Raw genomic sequence first — 21,843 nt, 5'->3', positions numbered from 1 at the left:
AGCGCGGCCTGCTGCCGCGGGTCCTGGGTGACCGGCGACGCGCGGTGCGAGCTGCCGGTAGTTCCCCCGGCATTGTGTGCTACCGTTTTCTCCGGTTGCAGTTTTGCAGTTCCACGTTCGTTTTCGAGACGCCCGCGGAGTTTGTGATCCGCAGGGCGTTTTCTCATTTCCGGGCCTTGGTCCGATGTGGGAGGGCTCGTTCGGCAACCCGGGAACCGGTATTCGCCGGAACTCGTCAACTCGCCCCACAAAGGAGCAGATCATGGCTAACGGAACAGTGAAGTGGTTCAACAGCGAAAAGGGCTTCGGCTTCATCGCGCAGGACGGCGGCGGCGCCGACGTGTTCGTGCACTACTCGGCGATCACGACGGACGGCTACCGTTCGCTGGATGAGAACCAGAAGGTCGAGTTCGACCTGACCCAGGGCCCGAAGGGCCCGCAGGCGGAGAACGTCCGCCCGGTCTGAACCACCGTGTGACGCAGGCCCGGCTCCGGCCGGGTCTGTTTCATGTCTGACGCAGGCTCGGCCTCGGCCGGGCCTGTTTCATTTCTGCCAGCGGTATTCGCCGTCCTGCATCACCTCGGTGCGGGTCAGGCCGGCCGCTGAGCTCACCGCCGCCGACGCCGCGTGATCCGGGTGGATCAGAGCGACGATCCGCCGTACGCCGTGCGCTTCTAGCCAGGTGACCAGGCCAACTGCAGCCTCCTTGGCATAGCCGCGCCCCTGCCACGCAGTACCGACGACCCAGGCGATCTCCGCCTCGTCGTCAGTGACAGTTGCCTGCACGTAGCCGACCAGAGTCTCGTTCTGCTGGAGAAGAACCCAGTTGAGCCAGTACTCACCAGGCCGGTCCGGGCCTTTGGTCTGTCGCTCGTAGCGCGCCGCCAGAGCCTCTACCGTCGGCGGCTCACCACCAGTGAAGGCGTAGATCTCCGGTGCGGCCAGTACGCCGGCCATCTCCTCGGCGTACCGGGTTTCCAGCGGCAGCATGGCCAGTCGCTCGGTCTCGAACCTGGTGGCAATCACCGGCACACGGTAGCGCCGGGTGATCCGGCCGCTCCCTCCTCGGCCGACCCGCCCGGCGACACCCCCGTACCGAACAGCTGCGCCGGCTACGGCAACCGGGCATTCGGGTAGAGGTCGAACCGAGGGCTCCGGTGGTCGCCTGGCTCGTACGGCGTGATCCGCTCCTCGTAGTGCAGGTGCGGACCGCCCGCGACGCCCAGCCGATCCCCTGTCTCCACCGTGTCCCCCTGCCGGACCTCTACCTGCGCCAGGTGGCCGTAGAAGTGCCAGATCGCGTTCGACTCGACCACGACCTCGTCACTCCCGGTCCGGACGACGACCCCCGCAAGCGTCGCCCGGACCGGCGTCCCCGGCTCGGCCCCGTAATCCCGCCCCGAATGCGCACCACACTCCCCCGCGACCCCGAACTCACAGGTCACCCTCGCGTTGTGCACCGGCGCAGCCATGACTCCATGCTCCGCAGGCATCTTCAGAAACCCTTAAACCCGGGCCGGGGCCGCTGGGTAGGGGGCGGGCTCGACCTCTAATTCACTCATTCGCTGGACATAGGTGCGGTAGGCGCGGCGGGCTTCGCCGTGGGCCCCGCTGTTCTGGAAGGCCGAGACGAGGCCGAGGTGGGCCCGCTCGTCGTACTGGTCGCGTTGCAGGATGCGGAGGAGGTAGCCGGCGGCCGCGTCCGGGTCGCGCTTGCCCCGGTCGGCCAGGACGCGCGCTACTCGGACATACAAAGCACGGGCTTCCTCACGCATGCCGGCTGCCCAGTCGGCGTACACATCCTCTTCAAGGAAGTCGCCGCTGTACGACGCCTCGGCCGCGCGCAACTTGGTCAGGTCGTTGCTGTCGAGGCCCGCTCGTGCATCCCGGAGGAAGTCCTCGACGTCTACGGCGGTCTGGTCGCCGTCGAGCCAGATAGTGGCGCGGTCGGCTCCGACGAAGTGGTCGGCGGCGTAGGTCTTCTCGGGATCCAGCACTGATCTGACGGTCGACAGCGCTACCGACAGACGTGGGGACGCAACCGACTCGCCCTGGTCGGGCCAGAGGAGATCGAGTAGCTGCACCCGAGCCACTGGGCGGCAGCGACGGGCTACCAGGATCTTCAGCAGGTCCCGGGCCTTCTTGGACGGCCATTCACCGAGCTGCACGGTCCGGCCATCACGGAGTACGCGGAAGCCGCCTAGACACTCGATGCGCACGGGAGCGGGACCGGTCTCTTCACCTGCTGCTAGAGCAGCCGCTGCATAGCGGGTCGCTCCGGCCGCGAGGAACTGCTTGTGCGCACGCAGTGCCAACTCCCGCGCTTCAGGACCACGCGTGCGCTTGGAGAGCATCAACTCAGCACGCGCTTGTCCGAGCGTGTCCTTCAGCTCAGTACGGATATTCAGTACTTCGTGCAGTGGCTCAGCTCCGCCGTCAGCTGCGGCTAGGAGTTCCAGAGCGTCTGCCAGGCCGGCCCGGTCGCGACGTCTGCGGCAGAGAGCTGCCGACTCCTCCGCGGCGGCTGCTGCACCAGTCTTGTCACCTGCGTGCAGCTTCACCCAACCGAGGGCGACCAGCGCGCTGGATTGACCGAGCACCGGGCCGTAGGCAACGGCCTGCTGGGCGATCTCGGCCAACTCTGCCGCTCTCTCGGGCTCCTCGCCCGCCAGCACTCGCGCCAGACCAGCGAGGGACGGCACCAGCGACTGCATGTCCTTGGTCTCGTCCGCCATCGCTATGGCTTCCTCGAAGCAAGCACGGGCCATCGCGCGATCACCGCGCTCGCGGTACACCTCCCCCAACACAGACAGGGGTTGTGCGACCCGCTTCGACTCCAGCTTCTGGTAGAGCGCCCTGGAACCTTCCAGCTCACCAATGGCTTCGTCCAGTCGGCCCAGCCTGAGCAGGGCTTCACCACGGTTGTTCAAAGCCAACGCACGGAACACTGCGAAGCCAGCACGGTCAGCGAGCTCCAGTGCCCGATCCAACTCCTCCAGACCGAGCATGTAGTCCCCCTCAGCGATGTGGTGGGATCCGCGGTTCACCCGGATGCGGATCGACTGCAGCAGATCGCCTGCCCGCTCTGCATGTTCCAAGGCGCGCAGGTAGTGCGAGGCGTTGCCACGTGGGTCACTGTCGACAGCGGCCAACATGGCTAGGACCGTGTGGACGATCGCTAGAGCGCGGTCGTCGCGGGACACCTTGGCTGCTCGGTGGGCCGACTCGATCAGCTTGCGGCAGTCGTCGAACTCCCCACGCAACCAGTGCGCCCCGGCCCACCAGGCCTGTAGCAGCGCTTCGTCGGCCGGCTGCCCGCCGTCGATCCGGCCCCGGCGATAGGTGGCGATGGCAACGTCTGTCCGTCCACGCAGATGGTGGATGAGCCCCAGCCGCCACGCGACCGCCACCGGGATCTCACCCTCCGGGTCGATGATCCGGTCGAAGCAGTCCTCGGCGCCCTGCCAGTCACCCAGGACCTGTCTGGCCTCGCCTTCCAGCTGGTCCATCGCGGAGTCACGGAGTTCCTGCGGCAACATGGTGACGGCGGCAACGACCGACTCGGCAAGACCTCCCGAGACCATCGTGTGACCGCTCTCGATCAGCATGCGAGCCGCTTGCGCCTGGTCAGCTGCCTGGAAACAGGCCAGCGCGTCCCGGTGGTCCCCTACCAACTCGAACCATCTACCGGCTTGCAGTGTGAGCTCGGTGATCTCCGCATCGTCACTGGACAACCGGTCGTTGGCGAAGTCGCGGACCAACGGGTTGAGCTCGTACCCGTCCGCCTCACCGGCAGAGACAAGCAGTCCTCGGGTCCTCAATTGCTGCAGGGTGTCGGGGTTGTCGATGAGCCCGATGGCCTGACAGAGGTCCGCTCCGAAGCGCGGTAGTACGGCGACGGCGGCCAGCAACCGGCGTACGGAAGGAGGCTCGGCAGAGAAGACCTCCTCGGCCAAGTAGTCGTAGAGCGGCCCGTCCGAACGCAGCGCACGCCTCAGCCGGATGGACCGCTCAGCAGGCGGCACTGTCCGCAAGGCCTCCACTGCCAGGCGAGTAGCAGCAGGCCAGCCCTGTACTGCGGCCTGTAGCGGCTCGGCCAGCTCGTCGACTCCTTCACCCAGTACTGCGTGCAGCACTGCCAGCGTCTCCGGGACAGTGAAGGCGACTGCGGTCGCGTCGATCTCCAGCACCTGGCCGCGTCCGCGGAGACGGTCGATCCCGAACGGCATCGCCGTACGGGAGGCCACCACCAGGTGCAGCAACGACGGGGCGACCCGGACCAGTCCCTCGATCAGCTTGGCCGCCGGGTCGTGCGGGTGGATCTCGTGCAGGTCGTCCAGGACGAGCACCAGGTCGTCGTTGAGGTTCTGCTCGAGTGCCTCGGCCAGCACTGCGGCGTACGCAAGAGCTCTGGTCTCCTGCTCGGCATCCGCGTCCGGCCCACGAGGTCCCTGCAGCTCCGCAGCCAGTACTGCGGACAGCGCGGGCACCTGGCGCCTCAAGGCCTCCACGAGTGCAGTGACCATGCCTGCCAGCGAACGGTCCTCGACACGAACGGTGTGCCAGGCACAAGGCCGCCCGGCAGCCCAGGAACCGAGCAGGGTGGACTTGCCGAAGCCCGCGTCGGCGACAACCGTCATCAGCCGCCGCTGCGCCCCCTCGTCGAGCAGCGCCAGCAGGCGCGGCCGTGGCACCGTCCCCTGCATCGTTGCCCCGTCGCCAGGCATGGCCTCACCTTCCTGTCCCCTGTCGCGACATTAGTGTCGCGGGAGGGCCTGCAGATACAACAGCACCGTCAGTAGCCGCGCCGCAACGGTGCTACCCCTGAATTCGCCGGGAGGTTGTCCCAACCCGGCGGGACCGCTGTCCCGGGCGCCGCGGCCGGCGTACCGAAAGCACCGCCACGCCCGATGTTGAGGCTGCCGGGCGTGAGCCTGTCGGCGTGTCGCCGTAGGGTGGGTCCCCATGAACGACCGGCTGGTGTGGATCGACTGTGAGATGACCGGACTCGATCTGGTGGCGGACGCCCTGATCGAGGTGGCGGTCCTGGTCACCGACTACGAACTGAACGTGCTCGGCGAAGGGATCGACCTGGTGATCGCACCGCCCCCGGCGGCGCTCGAACAGATGGGCGACTTCGTCCGCGACATGCACACCGGCTCCGGGCTGCTCGCCGAACTCGAGCACGGGATCGAGCTCGCCGACGCCGAACAGCAGGTGCTCGACTTCATCTCCGGGTACGTGCCGGACCCGCGGAAGGCGGCGCTGGCCGGCAACTCGGTCGGCACCGACCGGACGTTCCTGGTCCGGGACATGCCGAAGGTCGAGGCGCACCTGCACTACCGCAACGTCGACGTCAGCTCGATCAAGGAACTCGTCCGGCGCTGGTACCCGCGGGTGTACTACGCGACGCCGGCCAAGAACGGCAACCATCGCGCCCTCGCCGACATCACCGAGAGCATCGCCGAACTCCGCTACTACCGGCAGACCGTCTTCGTGCCTCAACCCGGGCCCGACAGCGAGACCGCGAAAGCTGCCGCGAGTGCTCTGAAGGACCCGATTTCAGGGAACTGAGGATCGTCGCTATGATTACCCAGCCGTCGCAGTAAGGGCGGCAATGGTGGGTATAGCTCAGCTGGTAGAGCACCTGGTTGTGGTCCAGGGGGCCGCGGGTTCAAGTCCCGTTACTCACCCGACTGGCCCGGCTGTGTCTGCGGAGTGCGCAGAGCGCAGTCGGGCTCTTGTTTTGTGCGCGGTCGCTTCGCTCCGCGCGGGCGGGGGGCTTCGCCCACCCGCACCCCCCTGGGTTTGGCGGGGGGTGGGGTGGTTGGGAAGCTGCGGGGTCTGGGTCACCACATTGCCGAGGTTCCCCCGCACCATCACCTTCCTCGCATCGGTCCCCGCCTGTACTCCGGCCGTCCGTCCGCCTTGCCTCACCGCACCTGCGACCCCCACCCCGCCTTCCCTCACCGCACCCGCACACCTCACCGACATCACAGCACCACCCCACTCAGCGTTGGCCCGCTCGCCCTCACCTCAGCCGCCGCACTCCCACACGCGCCCCACCTCCGGCGCACCCTCACCAACCCCGCCCTCCCTCACCCCCACGTGGGCACCTCACCAACCCACCTTGAGCACCACCTGAGCATCAACCAGACCCCAGAACGCTCAGGTCATGCTCAAAGTCGACCCCCACCCCCACCTCAACCCCCACCACTCGACTGGCGGTGCCGTTGATCCTGCCGTCTCGACTCGCCGGGTTTCAGGCGACAAATCGGCGTGTCGAACCGGTACGTCGAGAAGCCACGGCGAGTCGAGCCGGTGAGTGGAACCTCTGGCGGCGAGTCGCACCGAGAGGTCATTTTCGAGGGGAACCGTTGACCCGGGCACAGGCGCGGTCTGGCATACGTCGGCTCGGTTGGCGTCGGTGGCGTGGCTTGTCTGCCGCAACCGGGTTCGCGCCGGCCCCTCGGTACGGTGCTCCATACCCGTCACGCCCGTAGTGCGTTTTCCTGCCGGGGTTGGACTGGGTTGGCTGGGAGGATCCGGGGGTGAAGAAGGGCTCTGGGAGCGTTTGGCTTGGGTATGGGGTGGCTGTGCTGGTCACGTTCGTGATCGGAGTATTGGCGTTTGGGGTGTTTGTGTTGTCGAAGGTGTTCGGCGGGGATTCGGCTGAGCATGAGCGGCCTGCGGTGGTGCAGGCGCAGCCGTCGGTGACGGACTCGGTGGAGCCTTCGGTGAAGCCGGTTGTGAAGGCGGCTCAGGTGTTGGAGGTTCGGGGGGTGGTGGCTGATGCGCGGCAGGTTGTTGTCATCGTCGCAACGCCGGTGGGGTGTGCTGAGAATCTTCGTGGGGTGGCTTATGCGGAGGGAGACGGGGCGGTGGCGGTGCGGGTTACTCAGCGGGTGACGGGTGGGTGCCGGTGGCTGCGGCGGCCGGTGCTGGTGACCGCCAAGGCGCCGCTCGGGGATCGGGTGGTGATTGTCAACGGGGTGCCGTGGACGGCGACGGAGACCGGGAAGTATCGGCAGGCGTTGCGGACCGGGTCCTGATGTTCTGGCGGTCGGCGGATGGGTGGCGGCGGGTTGCGCATCGGCAGATTCGGCGTTGCGAGTTCTCCGTGAAGGCGAAGCGCTGGTATCTGGCGATGGCGGCCAACCAGCAGGCGGAGGAATCGGTCGAGCGGGCGATCGCGATGAGCGCATCGTTCCCGCAGGACGATCGGGTGCTGGGTTCGCTGTACTACGACCGCGCTGGGATTTATGAGGCGTTGGGAGACAAGTTCGCGGCAGTGAAGGCTGCTGAGCGGGCCTGGCAGTTCTACTACCGGCGGGATCCGGTGGGTAAGCGGGTGTAGCTGACGCCGGCACCGAGGTGCCGGCGTCAAGCTGTTAGCCCAGGACTGTGCCGTGTGCGTGGCTCGCCTGGTGGGTTGCAGTGCCGTCGTAGTAGGTGTCGTAGCCGAGGGTGAGTACTGCGACCAGCCAGGCCCCCAGGGAGTTGCAGGTGGCGACCCCGCTGGTATTGGTAGTGGCTGTGCACGCTGCGCGGCCCGCTACCACGAAGCGAACCGGTTGGCCGGATAGAGCGTGGCCGGTTGCATCGGTGAGGGTTGCGGAGAGCAGTAGGGAGACCCTCAGCGGTAGCACCTGCAGAACTGCTGGGTGGGCGACCAGCTTGGTGCCCACCTTGTCGACGCGGTGCGTGACACTGCCTGAGCTAGGCGAGTGCCCGGCATCCCCGGCGTACCGGGCTGTCACTACGTGCGACCCGACGCCGAGCGTGGACAGGCTGAGTGTCGCCTTGCCTGCCGACAGCGGTCGTGGTGCTCCGGAGTCGGTACCGTCGACACTGAACTGCACGGTCCCGCTCGCGCCGCCGCTCACCGACGCCGTGAACGTCACCGCTTGCCCGTACGCCGAGGGCGAAGGTGCTGCGGTTACCTGGGTGACAGTGGGCGTGCGTGGCTCCAGGTCCACCACTGCGAGCGAGATCGTGCCAGTCGCCCCATCGCGACCATCCACAGCGATCCGGTACGTCGTACCAGCGGTTGCTGTGAAGTTGACCTTGCTCGCTGACCCGCAGCCGTTGTTGTTCGAAGCCACTGCGGTCAGACCCGGCTCGGTGTAGACCGCGAGCAGCGTGTCGAAGGTGCTGCCACAGGTGTCGATGGACACGCGCCCGGACAGCGTCGGCGTCCAGCTGTACCAAACCGAGGTACCGCCGACGAAGCCCGCGTGGAACGGTTCACCCGGTTCCCGGGTCGCCCCTGCGTTGGTCCCAGTCACGTTGATCGGCAACGCCGGACCGAGCACCCGCGCAGCAGACAGGTTGTCGTTGGCAGGCGGATCGGTACCAGTCAACGCCAACCGGAACTCCCCGGTCCCTGGGAAGGCACCGGCGACCCCACTGGTCCAGCCGTCCACAGCAATCCTGTACGTCGTACCAGCGTTCGCTGTGAACGTCACCTTGCTGCCGCCGTAGGTCTTACCGCAGCCATCATCAGCCGAGGCCACCTCGGACACAGCGGCCAGGGCTGAGCCGGAGTACACGCCGATGACGGTGTTCACCTGACTCGCACAGGTGTCGAGAGTGACCCGGCGGTTGGTAGACGGCGTCCAGCTGTACCAAACAGACGTGCCCTGGCTGTACTGCGCATGCACAGGTTCACCGTTCTCGCTCGTAGCGTCGACAGTGCTGCCAGTGACTCCGATCGGCAGTGCACCACTGAGTGTTGACGCCGCCGCAAACGCGTCATTCAAGGGTCGTTGCGGTGCTCTCACTGTCAACTGCACTGCTCCAACGGCTCCGCCCGCACCATCGACTGCGATCCAGTACGTCCGGCCGGCGACTGCACCGAACTCCACGCGGCTCTGTGCACCACACGCATCCCCGTTGAACGCAACCGTACTCAGATCGCCCACCTCGACACCCGTGTAGACACCGAGCGTCGTGTCGAAAGCACTACCGCAGGTCTCCACGACCGCCTTGCCTGCAGAAGGAGCAGTCCACCGGTACCAGACAGACGCAGTACCAAGAACTCCACCGTGCATGGGCTCATTGGGCTCCCGAGTGGCATCGAGGGTGCTGCCGCTAGCGGTCACCGGCAGCGCACCAGTGAGCTGTTGCGCGTCGGAGAAGTTGTCGTTGGCCGGCCGCACTACCTTGCGGATCGCCAGTCGGATCGTCCCGACGTTGCGAATCGGACCGTCGACGGCAACCCAGTAGGTCGTACCGGCTGTTGCAGTGAAGTCGACCTGGCTGCGGTCTCCACAGGTGTTGTTGTTGCTCGCCACCTTCGCCAGGGCGTTCACAGCAGAGCCCGTGTAGACCCCGAGGACAGTGTCGAAGTCGCTGGCGCACGTGTCGATCGATACCGGACCAGTAGTTGGCGCGACCCAGCGGTACCAGACGGATGCCCCACCATTGGTGCCGTCGTGGAATGGTTCGCCGGTCTCCCGTGTCGCTTCGCGATTCGTCCCAGTGACGGTCAGCGGCAAGTCTGCGGTCAGTGCGATCGCGTTGGCGAAGTTGTCGTTCGCAGGAGTGTCAGCAGCCCGCAACCGAAGTGTGAAGGTCCCCTGCGCGCCATCCGCACCGTCCACAGCGATCTGATAGTTGACGCCAGCCGTGGCAACGAACGTGTCCCGGCTGCCTTGTCCACAACCGTTGCGGTTGGTGCTGACGACTACGTTCGCACCATCCGACCGCTCCCGGTAAACAGCAAGCAGGGTGGCGAATGCCGCGTCACAGGTATCGATCGTGACCGCGCCACTGACTGCAGGCGTCCAGCTGTACCAGACAGACGCGCCCCCCTCGTTACCTACGTGGCTGCCCTCGCCCGGCTCCTTGCCGGCACCGACAGTCGTGCCGGCACGAGAAGCAGGAAGAGCCCCAGCCAGTACTGCGGCCTGCGCGCGATCGTCGTTGTCCGGCCGGTCAATCGCCTTCAGCCCCAGCGTGAACGATCCCTCCGGGCTCGGGGTACCCATGTAGTCGGTAGTCCCGTCGATGAGGATCCAGTACGTCGTACCGGCCGTTGCAGTGAACGCCAGCTTGCTTCCTGCTGCCGGTGTCCCACAACCGTTGTCATTGGCATCGATCTGCGTAGCTGGGCTGCTCCCCGCGTACACAACGAGCTGAGTGTCGAAGTCGCTGTCGCATGTGTCGACCGAGACGCGCCCAGAGCTAACTGCCGTCCAGCGATACCAGACCGACGCATAGCCACGGAGGTCACCACGACTGGGCTCAGAGCTCTCCTGCGTCGCCTCGAGATTGGTCCCGGCAACAGAAAGCGGCATGGAGCCCGACAGCACGCGAGCATTGGCGATGTCGTCATTGGCCGGCGGGTTGGGCACCCGCAGGCGGAGCTTGAAGGAGCCCAGTGACCTGCCGACGCGGATCGCGTACGTCGTACCGGAGGTCGCCGTGAAGATCACTCGGCTGAGACCTCCGCAGTCTTTGTGAGTGCCCACAGCGTGCAGCGCTGCGATGGCCGTACCTGTGTAGACGTCCAGGGTCGACTCAAGCCCTCGCCCGGAGTCACAGGTGTCGACCGAGACCGGACCGTTTGCAGAGGCTGTCCAGCGATACCAGACGGTGGCATCCGGCCCGTTCGGCTCATCAGTCTCAGTCGTGGCATCAGCAGCGTTCCCCGTCACCTCGAAAGGCAGCGGTTCCGTCAGCTCCTGGGCATGCGCGAAGTCGTCGTTGGCAGGCCGCAGTACGGAGCGGATGGTCAGCGTGAAGGCAAAGAACTCATTAGGCGGTTGCCCCGCCACGGCGATCCTGTACTCCGTGCCGGCGGCAACCGTCACCACCGACCGACAGCCACTCTGACCCGGCAGCGGAGTCAGGTCCGCCAGGGTGGAACCCGTGTAGACCGCCGACAGGTTGCCGATCGCGGCGCCGCTACAGGTGTTCACCACCACAGGCCCACTGGCCGCAGGAGTCCAGCGGTACCAAACTGATGCAGCACCGAGCGGATCACCTGTCTCCACAGTGGCGTCCGTCGTGGCAGCAGTCACCGACACCGGCAGCGCTCCAGGTAGCGTCTCCGCTGCCGCGAAGTCGTCGTTGGCAGGCGGTGTGGACGTCCTGATGGTCAGTCCAATGGCTCCAGTGAGTGCCGACCCATCGGAGTAGGCTCCGCCGTCCACCTGGATCCAGTACGTCGTACCGGCGTTGGCACTGAAGGACACCTTTCCCCCGCCGCCACAGTGCAGATCACTGAGGTTCACAGGAGCCAGACCAGCGAGGTCGTCACCGGTGTAGACAGCGAGCTTGGTGTTGACCTGGCTCGAGCACGTGCTCAGCGTGACCTGACCTGTCCCCGCCGGCATCCAGCGGTACCAGACGGTCGCACCGCCGCCACCACTGTTCTCACCCGGTTGCTTCGTCGCACCGACATTGCTCCCGGTAGCACTGACCGGCAACGAGCCAGTCAACACCTGTGCGGACTCGAAGTCGTCGTTCCCAGGCGTGCGGTTCAGCTTGAGCTGCAGCTGCCCACTAGCGCCGTCGTAGCCGTCGACGGCGATCCGGTACGTCGTACCGGCCGTCGCCTGGAACCGGACCGTACTACTGGAGCCGCAGGCATCGTCATTGGAAGCCAGCGTCGTCAGGTCGCCCAGTGCCGAGCCGCTGTAGACAGCGAGGAGAGTGTCGAAGTTGCTCAAGCAGGTATCGACAGTGACCCGCCCTGTGAACCCCGCGGTCCAGCTGTACCAAACAGATCGCCCACCTGCCGACGGATCGCCAGCTTCGGCCGTTGCGTCCACACTGCTGCCTGTCACTGAGACCGGCAGCTCTTGACTGAGAACCTGCGCCTGAGCGAAGTCATCGTTCGCAGGCGGAGCGGCCGCTCGAATCACCAGCTTGACCGTCCCCATCTCGGCCGCCTGGTCGCCCCTCGGCCCGTCCACAGCGATCTTGTACGCCGTACCAGCAACCGCGGTGAAGGAGACAGCACTCTTGGAGCCGCAACCGTTGTCGTTGGCAGCCACTGGTGTCAGAGCGGCCAGAGCAGTCCCTCGATAGACCCCGAGCAACGTGTCGAAGTCACTCGCGCACGTGGAAACAGTGACCGCACCGGAAGTGGCAGGAGTCCAGTCGAACCAGATCGAGTGCCCACCCTCCTTGCCTGCATGCGTCGGCTCGCCTGCCTCCCGGCTGGCACCGAACGTGGAGCTGGTGACGGAGACGGGCAGCGCTGCATTCAGCGGTTGAGCCGCCGCGAACTGATCGTTCGGTGGCGCAGTACGGATATGCAGCCCGAAGCCGCCGGTCGCCCCACCCTGTCCGTCAACGGCGATCCGGTACGTCGTACCGGCGACAGCCGCCAATCGGATCAGCGAGGAGCTGCCGGGGAAGTCGTCGCACAGCTCGGGTTCCGCGCCGACGGAGGTGAGCGCGGAGACCGTCGTACCGGTGTAGACGCCGAGCGTGGACCAGTGGTCGGCGTCGCAGGTGTCGATCACGACCGGCCCGCTGACCGAAGGAGTCCAGCTGAACCAGACCGATGCCCCGCCAGGATCGCCGCCGTGCGCGCGTTCCCCCGGTTCCTTGGTCGCCTCGCTGGTATTTCCGGAAATGTCGATCGGCAACGCTCCGGTGAGCACCGTCGCCGCGCTGAAATCGTCATTGCCCGGCGGCGCGGCCCAGGCCGGCGTACCGGCCACCACCGCACTCACCGCGATCAGTGCCCCGGCCAGCACTGCCGCCCGGACCCTGCCACCCCGTACCCAGCCACCCCAGAACTGCACCATCGCCCCAGACCTCTCCTCGACAGACCTGGACCGATCGTCCGGACGGGTCTTCAGCCAGCCTTAAAGGCGGCCGGATGACGCACCGTCACAGCCGGTCACGGAGATCGGACTTTCGGCTGACACCCTGATCCCCTAGGCTCAGTCGCCTCGGAGGGGATCCGGCAGGGGCCGCCATCGCGTACTGGCCGGTAGGGAAATACGCCAGGCGGCACCCGGTCTGCGGATGACAGCGGGATGAAAGTTTTTACCCCTATGCTGTCTCGCTAAATACCATTAGGAAGGAATTTCTGGGGCATGGCCACACCATTCTTGAAGCGGGTCAAGCGGCGCCTACGTCGCATGTTGTCCGGGCAGCCGGCCAAGCCGGCCCCGAAGCCCGCGGCGGCCGCAGCACCGGCAGCACCGAAAGCCCCAGCGGAAGGGCGCTCCAGTATCGACCGGGACGCCTGGGCGTCCGCGGCGCAGGAAGGCGAGCTCGGCTTCCACAAGCGGCACAACTTCCGTGCCGAGCAGGAAGTCTGGTGGGCGCACGTCACCAAGGACTGGGAGGCCCTCGGTCTCAAGCCGACCGGCTGGGAAGGCAAGACGATCATCGACGTCGGTGCCGGCAGCAAGCTGCGCAGCCTGTGGTTCGAGGGTGCGACGCTGATCGTGCTGGAGCCGCTCGCGGACCGGTACGTGCAGGAGGTCGCCTGGCACGACCTGGACAAGGCCGACGAGATGTACTCCGTGCCGGCCGAGGAGTTCCTGCCCCAGCTCGTCAACCGCGGTGACCTGATCGTCTCGATCAACGCGCTCGACCACGGGTACAACTTCGCCGAGGGCGCGAAGAACATCCGCAAGTACCTGAAGGACGACGGCCTGGCGATCCTGAGCTTCGACATGCACGACCAGCCGGACTCGATGCACCCGCTGATCCTCACCGACGAGATCTGCACCAAGATCTTCGAAGAGGCCGGCTTCCGGATCGAGAAGTCCGAGAAGGGCCGCCGGTACCACGGCGCCGCGGGACCCCAGGCGACACACTGGTGGCTGCGGGCTGCCTAAGCTCTCCTTGTGCCAACGATGACGGGCGTCGCGCCCAGTAGCCGGCTTGTTCCGGAGGGTGCGGTCGCCCGTCCGTCGTGGTCCGTCAGTACGCTGCCCTGGCGACAGGTCGGGGCCGGTGCCGTCAAGGCCGCCGCCGGCGTCGCCCTTGCCTGGCTGATGATCTGGCTGATGGCCGGACATGCGTCCGGCGACAGCATCGTCGCCCTGCTCCGGTTCTGGATCTTCGGGATCACCCTGCCGGGCACCGTGCTGTGGCGGCTGGCCAGCCCGTTCCGGCACAACCTGGTCGAGGACTTCGCCGCCGGCTCGCTGGTCGGCGTCGCAGTACTGATCCTGGTCTATCTGGCGGTAGCGCCACTCGGCGGTCAGCAGTGGGCGTGGCTCTGGGTTGTTCCGGTCCTGGTGCTCGTGGTGGCGGTGCCGTCCTGGCGCCGGCGCTGCCTGAGCCGCGTGGAACGGCCCATCTCTCCACTAACTGCCTGGCTGATCGCTATCGCCTGCGGGTTGCCGCTCTACTCGATCGGCCGCTACCGGAACCTGGCGCCGGAGCCCTACACCGACGCCCGCTCCAACGTGCCCGACATGGCCTTCCATCACGCCCTGGCAGCTAGCGCGAAGTACGACTCCCCGCTGCAAGCGCCGTACGTCAACGGCGAGCGGATGGACTACCACTACTTCTGGCACCAGTTCACCGCTGCGACTTCGTGGGCGAGCGGCGTGAACCTGACCGATCTGGTCTACAACACCGGCTGGCTGCCGCTGATGCTGGCCGGCTGCGCGATCATCTTCGCAGTCACCGACCGGCTTGCTCCTGGATCCCGGTGGGTAGGCCCGCTGGCGATCGCTGTCGCTGCCATCGGCGGCAATGTGGATGCCTACACCTCGGTCCGGCTTCCCGCCGAGAGCCTGATCAGCTACGACTGGGGCAGCCCGACGCAGAACCTTGGCGGCGCGGTGGTCACGTTGCTGGCGTTGATCGGGATCGACCTGTTGCGTGGCCGAAGCGGGCCGGGCACCTGGGTGCTGTTCGTCGTCATCGCGGCGGCCGCGTCCGGGTCCAAGGCGACCGTGTTGCCGTTGATCATCTGCGGACTCGGGCTGGTGGTCTTCATCCGGCTGCTCTACGGGCGCTTCGCGAAAGGCGCGTTGCTACTGGCCGTCGTACTCGGTGGGATCTTCGTCGCCGCGATCTTCGTCGTCTTCGGCAACAAGTCCTCCGGCCTGGCCGTGCGGCCGTGGGTCATCTTCGCCAAGTTCGGGCTCTATCCCTATGTTTCCAAGGAGCTCGAAGGCGGCGGGTACGACCACGGCGCGATGTGGATCACCGCGATCACGATGAGCCTCAGCCTGCTCCTCGGCTCGGCCGGCTTGCTGGTCCTGCTCGGTACTGCGGCCCGCTGGTTCCGCGATCCGGGAATGATCTTCCTGGTCGGGATCTCGATCGCCGGCTTCGGCGGGATGGTGCTGACCGACCAGCCCGGCGGCAGCCAGCTCTATTTCCACCGCACCGCGGTGCCGCTGATCGCCGCCCTCGCCGCAGCCGGGACCTGGATGCTGGTCTTCTGGTTCGCCGACCGACGATCCGGTCTGCTCGTCGCTGCTTCGCTCGCCGGCGGGTACGGCGCGACCGCGGCGGCCCGGGCGATCGTGAAGGCGCACCCGTCCGCCGGCAGGCCCTTCCTGACTCCCGATGGCCACCTGACCGGACTGGTCACGCCATGGTTGTGGACGATCGGATTCCTGCTCGCGGTCGCAGCGCTGGTCACCGTGGTGTGGAAGCTACTCAAGCGCCGAGGACGGCCGTCGCGGATCGCCATGGCGTCTTTCGTTCTCGCCGGGATGGGTGCCGGACTGTTCCTGCCGATCCAGGCGATGAGCCAGTACAAGGCGCCCGACCTGGCACCGATCAGCGACAAGAACCCGCTCGGTCCCTCCGCCACCCAAGCAGCCGCTGCCACCTGGCTCCGCGACCACACCGCGCCCGACGAGCTGATCGCGACCAACGCACACTGCGCGGCCAAGAACACCAGTGGCTGCGACGCCAGGCACTTCTGGATCGCCGCCCTCAGCGAGCGCCACGTCCTGGTCGAAGGCTGGGGTTACACCAACACCATCAACGAACTGGTCGCCGGCACCGGCTCGAACTCGAACGGCCTCCCGTTCTGGGACCAGGAGAAGCTCGAGGAGAACGACCGCGCGTTCATCACCCCGACGCGCGACAACGTGCGGCTGCTGAAGACCAAGTACGGCGTCCGCTGGCTCTACGCCGACCCCACCCAGACCGTCGTGTCCCCCAAGCTCAACGACTACGCCACCCTGCGCTACAAGTCCTCAGACGCCCTGATCTACGAACTTCCATGATCCGGAAACTCGCTGTCGTTGCCGGGCTTGGGCTCGCAGTCGGTGGCGTGGCGTGGGTACGCCGCAACTGGGCAGTCATCACCGTGGTGGGCCCAAGCATGGAACCCACCTTCCACGACGGCGATCGGGTCTTTGTACGGCGGCAGCGGGCGGTTTCGAGCGGGGATGTGGTGGTTGTCCGGCGACCGAGTGGCGAGCCTGGCTGGCCAGAGAGGCCCGCCGGGACGGAGGACGGTCGGCGGATGATCAAGCGGGTTGCGGCGGTTGCCGGTGAGCCGGTGCCTGAGAGCGTTCCGATGGACGATGCAGTCGTTCCCGACGGCCAGCTCGTCCTGCTCGGCGACAACCTCGCAGCCAGTTTCGACTCCCGGATGATCGGCTACGTCCCGACCACCTTCACCTACGGACGCGTCGTACGACGGATGGGCTGAGCCGGCGCACCGAGCAACTCGTCGGAGACGATCAGCATCAAAGCAGCCACAGCACCCGCCACGATCGCAATCAGCGTCGCCAGGAGATCGGCAACTGGACCCGCTGCCACCACACCGGTTGCAGCGGCCACCATGAGAAGACCGTTGCGGACGAGATGACGTACGGCGTACGGGCGTTCTGTGGTGCCGAAGCAGAGGCAACTGGCCTCCGTACCGCGGCGCAGTACGATCACGATCCCCGTGGTGAAAGCAGCGAGCAGCACAAGCGCCAGCAGGCTGCCGACCACCGCGGTAGGCGGCACCACGAGCAGCACTGCAGCCACTGCTTCGGCTAGCGGAACAGCAGTAGCCACCGGTCCGACTAGTCGGGCGGGTAGCACAGCCATGTCGGCTACCGAGCGACGGAACGCAGTACGAACCCTCAACTTGCCGACAGCCGAGCTCGCGAACACAACAGCGACCAGCCAGCAACACCCAACCCCGATCAACGCGCTCACAGCGCCACCACGTCCTCCTGGTAGCCAGACGCCTGCAGCCGGAACAGCTCGGCATACAAGCCGTCGGCAGTGATCAGCTCGTCGTGCGTACCGTGCTCCGCCACCGCCCCGCCATCGATCACGACGATCCGGTCAGCACCACGCACTGCGCCAAGCCGGTGTGAGATCAACAAGCTCGTACGCCGAGTGCGGTGCTCGCGCAGCCGCGTGTGCACCTCATGCTCAGCAGCCGCGTCCAGCCCCGAGCTGGGCTCGTCGAGAATCAGCAGATCCCGCCTGTCCCGCAGAAACGCCCGGGCAAGCGCCAGCCTCTGCCACTGCCCTCCGGAAAGCACCGTCCCGGTCTCTGCCTCTGAAGCTGACCCGAAGAGCCGCGACAGCAGGGTGTCGTATCCATTCGGCAACTTCTCAATGGTGTCGTGAATCCCAGCCAGCCGCGCCGCAGTAGTGATCCGCTCCTGATCGCCCAGCGCATCGACATCACCAAGCGCGATGTTCTCCGCCGCGGTCAGGTCGTACTGCACGAAGTCCTGGAACACCGCCCCGATCCGATGCCTCAAGTCGCTAGGCGCCAGATCGCGCAGATCTACGCCGTCCCACAGGATCTGCCCCTTCACCGGGTCGTACAGCCGACACAGCAGCTTCACCAACGTGGACTTACCTGCACCGTTGCGTCCCACCAGCGCAATCGCCTGCCCAGCCGGAAGGAACAGGTTCACGCCGGCCAACACCCAGGGATGCGCCTCGGAGTAGCGGAACCACACATCACGCAACTCGATCCCCTCCTGCAACGCAGGCGCCAGCACCGGACGTGCAGCGACAGGCAGATCAGGACCTGCCTCCACCACAGCGAGCACATGCTCGAAGAGCAGCAACTGAGCATGCGCGTTAGCCAGGGACCCAGTCAGCATGGCCAACGCGCCCTGTACTCCGGCGATCGCCGCCACCTGCATCGTCACGTCCCCTGGAGTGATCACACCCCTAGAGGCGTTCACGATCGCCCACACAAGCCCGGCACCAGCTACTGAAGCCGACAGCAATGCGAGACCGCCCTGGGTGAGCAGGTCGCGCAGATCCATCCGCTGCTTCTCGGCGTCCGCCGTACGGCGCTCTGCCATCATCCGATCGCGCAGGAACTCACCCGCGCCGTACAGACGGATCTCCTTCGCGGGCTGTACATCACTCAGCAGTGTGGCGAAGAAGTACTCCCTGCGTTGCACCGGACCCAGCGTCCACATCATCCCCGCACGCCGGCGGGAGAGTCGCAGTTGTGCGATCAGAGCCGGCACCGCAGCAGTCACGACGACCGCTGCCATCACCGGGCTGATCACCGCCAACGAGCCCACGAATCCGATCGAGGTGATCACCGCGCCGGCCAGTCCGAGGCAGTTCTCCACCACGCTCGCGGGCGACTGCGCTCCCATCGCCTGCGCCAGCCGCAGCCGGTCCAGGAACGCGGGCGTCTCGAACCGCGTTAACCCGGTAAAGCTTTCCACCGCGCGATAGAGCTGCTCCTGCACCCGCCGCGCGACCACCCGGCCGGTTGCCTGCTGCAGAAACACCGTTGCCCGCGGCAACAGCGCCAACCCCAGACCGGCTCCGACCAGCCCGCCTGTAAGCCCCAGTGGCGCGCGCCGGTCGATCAGCTCTCGATCCCCAGCTTCGTCAACCAGGCTGCGAAGACCGGCAGTACTGCGGTCGCCAGCGCCACCAGCAGCTGCCCGGCCACGAGCCGCGGCGCCGATTGCAGCGCCCAACGGATCGCGGCCAGTACTACGCTCGCGCGGCTACCTGATCGCTTGGGTGACGGCATTCAACCCGCCCGAGACCTTCACCTCACCGGCAGCGCCGATCAGTGCAAAGGATGGATATCCCTGTACATCAAAGGCTTTCACGATCCCGGCACCGAGCGGTGCCACCACGACCCGCGCTTTCGGCGACAGCGCTCTTGCCTGCTCGATCGTGTCGGTCTCCGTGCCGACCACCACGGCAAGTACCCGGTCCTGCGCACGCCCGGCAGCAGCGTCGACGAACCTCGGCAACTCCTCCGTGCAGGCACTACAACTCGGCGTGAAGAAGCCCACCAGAGTGTCCGGCTGGAGGTCGCTGGTCGTCAGGTCCACGCCGTCGGTGGTGGTCGCAGCGAATGCGCCCACCACCGAACCGGCCTCGGCGATGCCGGCCGACCGCGGCTGGTTCTGCGCACCCAGTCGCCGGATCACGCCATACAGCAAGAACAAATTGAACAGGGTGAGCACACCGAGGATTGCGACGGCCGCGATCAGGTAGGGCATCTCAGGGGTGCGGGTACCAGCAACCACAGGAGGTGTCGTGCTGCTCGTCCCAGTAGAGCGTGCCCTGCAGCGTGGGGCTGTAGGCGCAGTTGCCGACCGGCCGGCACTGCGGCGGCGGCTGTGCTGCCTCAGCAGTCCCCTTCGGTACGACGAACTCCAGCAGCCGATCACTGACCTGCCGTACGAACGACTTCATCATCGCTCCCACTTCCTCTCATCAGGGGATTCCGAGTATGTCCCCGGACGGCCGGTCGCGATATCTATTCACAAATCCTCGAAAAGGGCGGAACTACTTGCCGGTGAAGGTGCTGATGGCGATGCCGAGGACGGCGGCGTTGTAGAAGAACGACAGGACCGAGTGCCAGAGGACTGCGTGCCGGATCGGCCGGCGGCAGACCTCGACATCGGAGGTCGCGAAGGCGGCGCCGATCGCGAACGAGAAGTAGGCGAAGTCGAGGAAGTTCGGCAGCGTCGTACCGGGAAAGCTCAGTCCGCGGCCGCGGGAGAAGTACAGCGTCGCGTAGTGCATCGCGTAGCCGGTGTGCAGGATCAGCCAGGCCAGTACGACGGTAGCCGCGGCGAGGATCCGGACCACCGAGTCCGATGCCAATGCCTCTTCGGGAGTGAAGCTGTCGAGCGTCACGATCAGCAGCCCAGCGGAGAGCCCTGCTCCACTGGCGACGAGTAATGCGCCGTACCGCGGCCGGATTGCCCGGGCAGACAATACCCAGGAGGGCACCTCGTCGTCACTGAGATCACCCGAGCCACGGCGCATCAACAGCACCTGACGGGCCAGGAACAGCAACGCGAGCACGTCCCACCCGCCAAGCGTCAGCGTCAGGAGATGGGTCCCGCCGCCCACGATCCACAGAATGACAAGTAACGCAATCCCCGCCATCGGCAGCAGCGCGCGCACCAGGGCATCAACCCGAACAGCCAGCATGCCCCGCAAGCTACGACCACTCACCCCGATCCAGCCGCCCCCACGCCCACCAGCAACACACTCGCCACGACACCGCAGGCTCAAGCGGCAGAGTGCCGTCGGCGCAGATGGGTACCGGTCAGGTGTTCGCGATGTGGGAATCAGGCGAGAGACATGTACGACGTTGTGGTGCTGGTGGAGCAAGAGCTGAGCGTGCGGGACGCGGAAGAACTGGTGCAGCTCTACGCAAGCTCGCAAGAGCAGGTGAAATACCACGTGATCATTCCGTGCGAAGACGCCGAGGCTCAGGTCGAGGCGTCGCTGTCCGGTTTCGCCGGAACCGAGTTCTACGGGATCGCAGCTGAGCGATACTCGGTCGCATCGGACAAAGCTGCAGCCCGGGCTCCGCACGATGCGCAACGCGCTGTCGACGCCCAAGCCCCGGCGGCCCTCGATCGCAGTCTTGAACGGCTGCACGCACTCGACCAGCAGGCGGACGGGCTGATCACCCGCCGATCCCCCGTGGACGAACTTGTCGACCGCATCAAGCAGGTGAACGGCCAGGAAGTCGTCATCCTCACCCGCCCCCACGTCGTCGCCGAACTGCTCCACCTCGACTGGTCTGCCCGAGCTCGCCGCCACCTCGACGTACCGGTCCTTCATCTCCTCGAGGCAAGCCCCACGAGCTGAGCACACGATCACCAGATCCAAAGCCTGCGAAAGCTAAGATCATACGTATGGTGAAGGACTCGATTCCTGCTGCGCAGTTGATGCCGCGACGGCTGCCGGTGGGTCGGCTCGGGGTTTCGGTGGTTGCCGAGCTCGTGGATCTCATCGTGACCGGGCGGTTGAAGGAGGGCGACCTGCTGCCGCCGGAAGGGCCGTTGAGCGAGCACTTCGGGGTGAGCCGGACGGTGCTGCGGGAGTCGGTGAAGCGACTCGAGGAGAAGGGTCTGGTGACCGTCTCGCAGGGCCGGGGGACGCAGGTGCGGGCGCCGGGGTACTGGAACATGCTCGACCCGGTGGTGCTGTCGGCCCTGATCGACAACGACGAAACCCTCGGCGTCCTCGACGAGTTGACGATCGTGCGGGCCAGCCTCGAGTCGGCGATGGCGGGGGCGGTGGCCGGATCGCACACCGCGGACGAGCTCCGGCGGCTGGAGAACGCCCTGACGGCGATGCGGGAAAGCGAGTCGGAGACAGACTCGTTCCGGCAGGCGGATGTGATCTTCCATTACGCCGTGATGGAGATCTCCGGCAACCGGTTGGCCGAGAACATCGCCAAGCAGATCTACAAACGAGCGGTGGAGTCCAGCCGGTACCAGGGCATCAACCCGCCCGACGCCGTGGCGCTGACGATCAAGGAACACGAGGCGATCGTCAGCGCCATCGCGCGCAACGACGTAGCCGCCGCCGAGAAGGCGATGCTTTCTCACATCCACGTGGCGTGGGAGCGACGCCGGCCCTCGGACCACGCTCCCCGGCCACGCAACCGGAAGCGGAATCAGAAGCGGCAGTAG

At 66.4% G+C, this 21,843-nt stretch carries 19 protein-coding genes and 1 tRNA gene; 10 read left to right on the top strand and 10 right to left on the bottom strand.

Translation table 11 applies throughout. The annotated features are described in order from the left end of the window. The first annotated feature begins 262 nt into the window (after positions 1-262). On the top strand, positions 263-466 hold the full coding sequence (locus ABZ004_RS17880; RefSeq protein WP_112239219.1) for a cold-shock protein: 204 nt from the start codon (positions 263-265) through the stop codon (positions 464-466). A 78-nt stretch (positions 467-544) separates the two neighbouring features. On the opposite strand, the gene ABZ004_RS17875 is transcribed toward ABZ004_RS17880, so the two are convergent. The 3 genes from ABZ004_RS17875 to ABZ004_RS17865 form a co-directional block, all read right to left on the bottom strand. Continuing rightward, a complete protein-coding gene (locus tag ABZ004_RS17875; RefSeq protein WP_355680969.1) occupies positions 545-1,027 on the bottom strand; it encodes a GNAT family N-acetyltransferase in 483 nt (160 codons plus the stop codon). A gap of 86 nt (positions 1,028-1,113) precedes the next feature. Further along, positions 1,114-1,473, bottom strand: a complete 360-nt coding sequence (locus tag ABZ004_RS17870; RefSeq protein WP_355680968.1) for a M23 family metallopeptidase — start codon at positions 1,471-1,473, stop codon at positions 1,114-1,116. A 33-nt stretch (positions 1,474-1,506) separates the two neighbouring features. Beyond that, a complete protein-coding gene (locus tag ABZ004_RS17865) occupies positions 1,507-4,728 on the bottom strand; it encodes a tetratricopeptide repeat protein (protein WP_355680967.1) in 3,222 nt (1,073 codons plus the stop codon). 238 nt (positions 4,729-4,966) lie between these two features. On the opposite strand from ABZ004_RS17865, the gene orn reads away from it, so the two are divergent. From orn to ABZ004_RS17845, 4 genes are all read left to right on the top strand, one after another. Then, positions 4,967-5,575, top strand: coding sequence for an oligoribonuclease (gene orn / locus ABZ004_RS17860; RefSeq protein ID WP_355680966.1), 609 nt, complete (start codon positions 4,967-4,969; stop codon positions 5,573-5,575). A gap of 46 nt (positions 5,576-5,621) precedes the next feature. Further along, a tRNA-His gene (locus tag ABZ004_RS17855) sits at positions 5,622-5,694 on the top strand. An 858-nt stretch (positions 5,695-6,552) separates the two neighbouring features. Continuing rightward, complete coding sequence (locus ABZ004_RS17850) at positions 6,553-7,053, top strand: hypothetical protein (protein WP_355680965.1); 501 nt, start codon at positions 6,553-6,555, stop codon at positions 7,051-7,053. A gap of 68 nt (positions 7,054-7,121) precedes the next feature. Further along, the gene (locus tag ABZ004_RS17845; protein ID WP_355680964.1) at positions 7,122-7,358 is read left to right on the top strand and encodes a hypothetical protein; all 237 of its coding nucleotides are present in this window, start codon (positions 7,122-7,124) and stop codon (positions 7,356-7,358) included. 34 nt (positions 7,359-7,392) lie between these two features. Here the strand turns inward: ABZ004_RS17845 and ABZ004_RS17840 are convergent, their stop codons facing one another. Beyond that, positions 7,393-12,768 (bottom strand): Ig-like domain-containing protein, encoded by a 5,376-nt coding sequence (locus tag ABZ004_RS17840; RefSeq protein ID WP_355680963.1) that lies wholly within the window; start codon positions 12,766-12,768, stop codon positions 7,393-7,395. A 294-nt stretch (positions 12,769-13,062) separates the two neighbouring features. On the opposite strand from ABZ004_RS17840, the gene ABZ004_RS17835 reads away from it, so the two are divergent. From ABZ004_RS17835 to ABZ004_RS17825, 3 genes are read left to right on the top strand one after another with little or no spacing between them, the layout of a single operon-like run. Continuing rightward, entirely contained in the window at positions 13,063-13,815 is a 753-nt protein-coding gene (locus tag ABZ004_RS17835; protein WP_355680962.1) for a hypothetical protein, read from the top strand. 18 nt (positions 13,816-13,833) lie between these two features. Next, positions 13,834-16,179, top strand: coding sequence for a hypothetical protein (locus ABZ004_RS17830; protein ID WP_355681089.1), 2,346 nt, complete (start codon positions 13,834-13,836; stop codon positions 16,177-16,179). Then, the gene (locus ABZ004_RS17825) at positions 16,176-16,610 is read left to right on the top strand and encodes a S26 family signal peptidase (protein ID WP_355680961.1); all 435 of its coding nucleotides are present in this window, start codon (positions 16,176-16,178) and stop codon (positions 16,608-16,610) included. The genes ABZ004_RS17830 and ABZ004_RS17825 overlap by 4 nt, the downstream gene beginning before the upstream one ends. Here the strand turns inward: ABZ004_RS17825 and ABZ004_RS17820 are convergent. The 6 genes from ABZ004_RS17820 to ABZ004_RS17795 all read right to left on the bottom strand — a co-directional run bounded on the left by ABZ004_RS17820 (position 16,580) and on the right by ABZ004_RS17795 (position 20,344). After that, positions 16,580-17,107, bottom strand: coding sequence for a MauE/DoxX family redox-associated membrane protein (locus ABZ004_RS17820; RefSeq protein ID WP_355680960.1), 528 nt, complete (start codon positions 17,105-17,107; stop codon positions 16,580-16,582). The genes ABZ004_RS17825 and ABZ004_RS17820 overlap by 31 nt on opposite strands. After that, a complete protein-coding gene (locus tag ABZ004_RS17815; protein WP_355680959.1) occupies positions 17,104-18,693 on the bottom strand; it encodes an ABC transporter ATP-binding protein in 1,590 nt (529 codons plus the stop codon). The genes ABZ004_RS17820 and ABZ004_RS17815 overlap by 4 nt, the downstream gene beginning before the upstream one ends. 56 nt (positions 18,694-18,749) lie before the next feature. Then, positions 18,750-18,920, bottom strand: coding sequence for a hypothetical protein (locus tag ABZ004_RS17810; RefSeq protein ID WP_355680958.1), 171 nt, complete (start codon positions 18,918-18,920; stop codon positions 18,750-18,752). Then, positions 18,895-19,401 carry a redoxin family protein gene (locus ABZ004_RS17805; protein ID WP_355680957.1) on the bottom strand — a complete coding sequence of 169 codons (507 nt, stop codon included), beginning with the start codon at positions 19,399-19,401 and terminating at the stop codon, positions 18,895-18,897. The genes ABZ004_RS17810 and ABZ004_RS17805 overlap by 26 nt, the downstream gene beginning before the upstream one ends. 1 nt (position 19,402) lies before the next feature. After that, on the bottom strand, positions 19,403-19,597 hold the full coding sequence (locus ABZ004_RS17800; RefSeq protein ID WP_355680956.1) for a hypothetical protein: 195 nt from the start codon (positions 19,595-19,597) through the stop codon (positions 19,403-19,405). 93 nt (positions 19,598-19,690) lie between these two features. After that, on the bottom strand, positions 19,691-20,344 hold the full coding sequence (locus tag ABZ004_RS17795) for a DUF1345 domain-containing protein (protein WP_355680955.1): 654 nt from the start codon (positions 20,342-20,344) through the stop codon (positions 19,691-19,693). Between the two features lie 153 nt (positions 20,345-20,497). Between ABZ004_RS17795 and ABZ004_RS17790 the strand changes: the two genes are divergently transcribed. Further along, positions 20,498-21,013, top strand: a complete 516-nt coding sequence (locus ABZ004_RS17790) for a hypothetical protein (protein WP_355680954.1) — start codon at positions 20,498-20,500, stop codon at positions 21,011-21,013. Between the two features lie 47 nt (positions 21,014-21,060). After that, the gene (locus tag ABZ004_RS17785; RefSeq protein WP_355680953.1) at positions 21,061-21,843 is read left to right on the top strand and encodes a FadR/GntR family transcriptional regulator; all 783 of its coding nucleotides are present in this window, start codon (positions 21,061-21,063) and stop codon (positions 21,841-21,843) included.

The sequence above is a fragment of the Kribbella sp. NPDC006257 genome (assembly GCF_040613535.1).
Classification (GTDB): domain Bacteria; phylum Actinomycetota; class Actinomycetes; order Propionibacteriales; family Kribbellaceae; genus Kribbella.
Note: the sequence above shows the minus strand (reverse complement) of the source record. Positions and strands in the feature narration are given on the sequence as shown.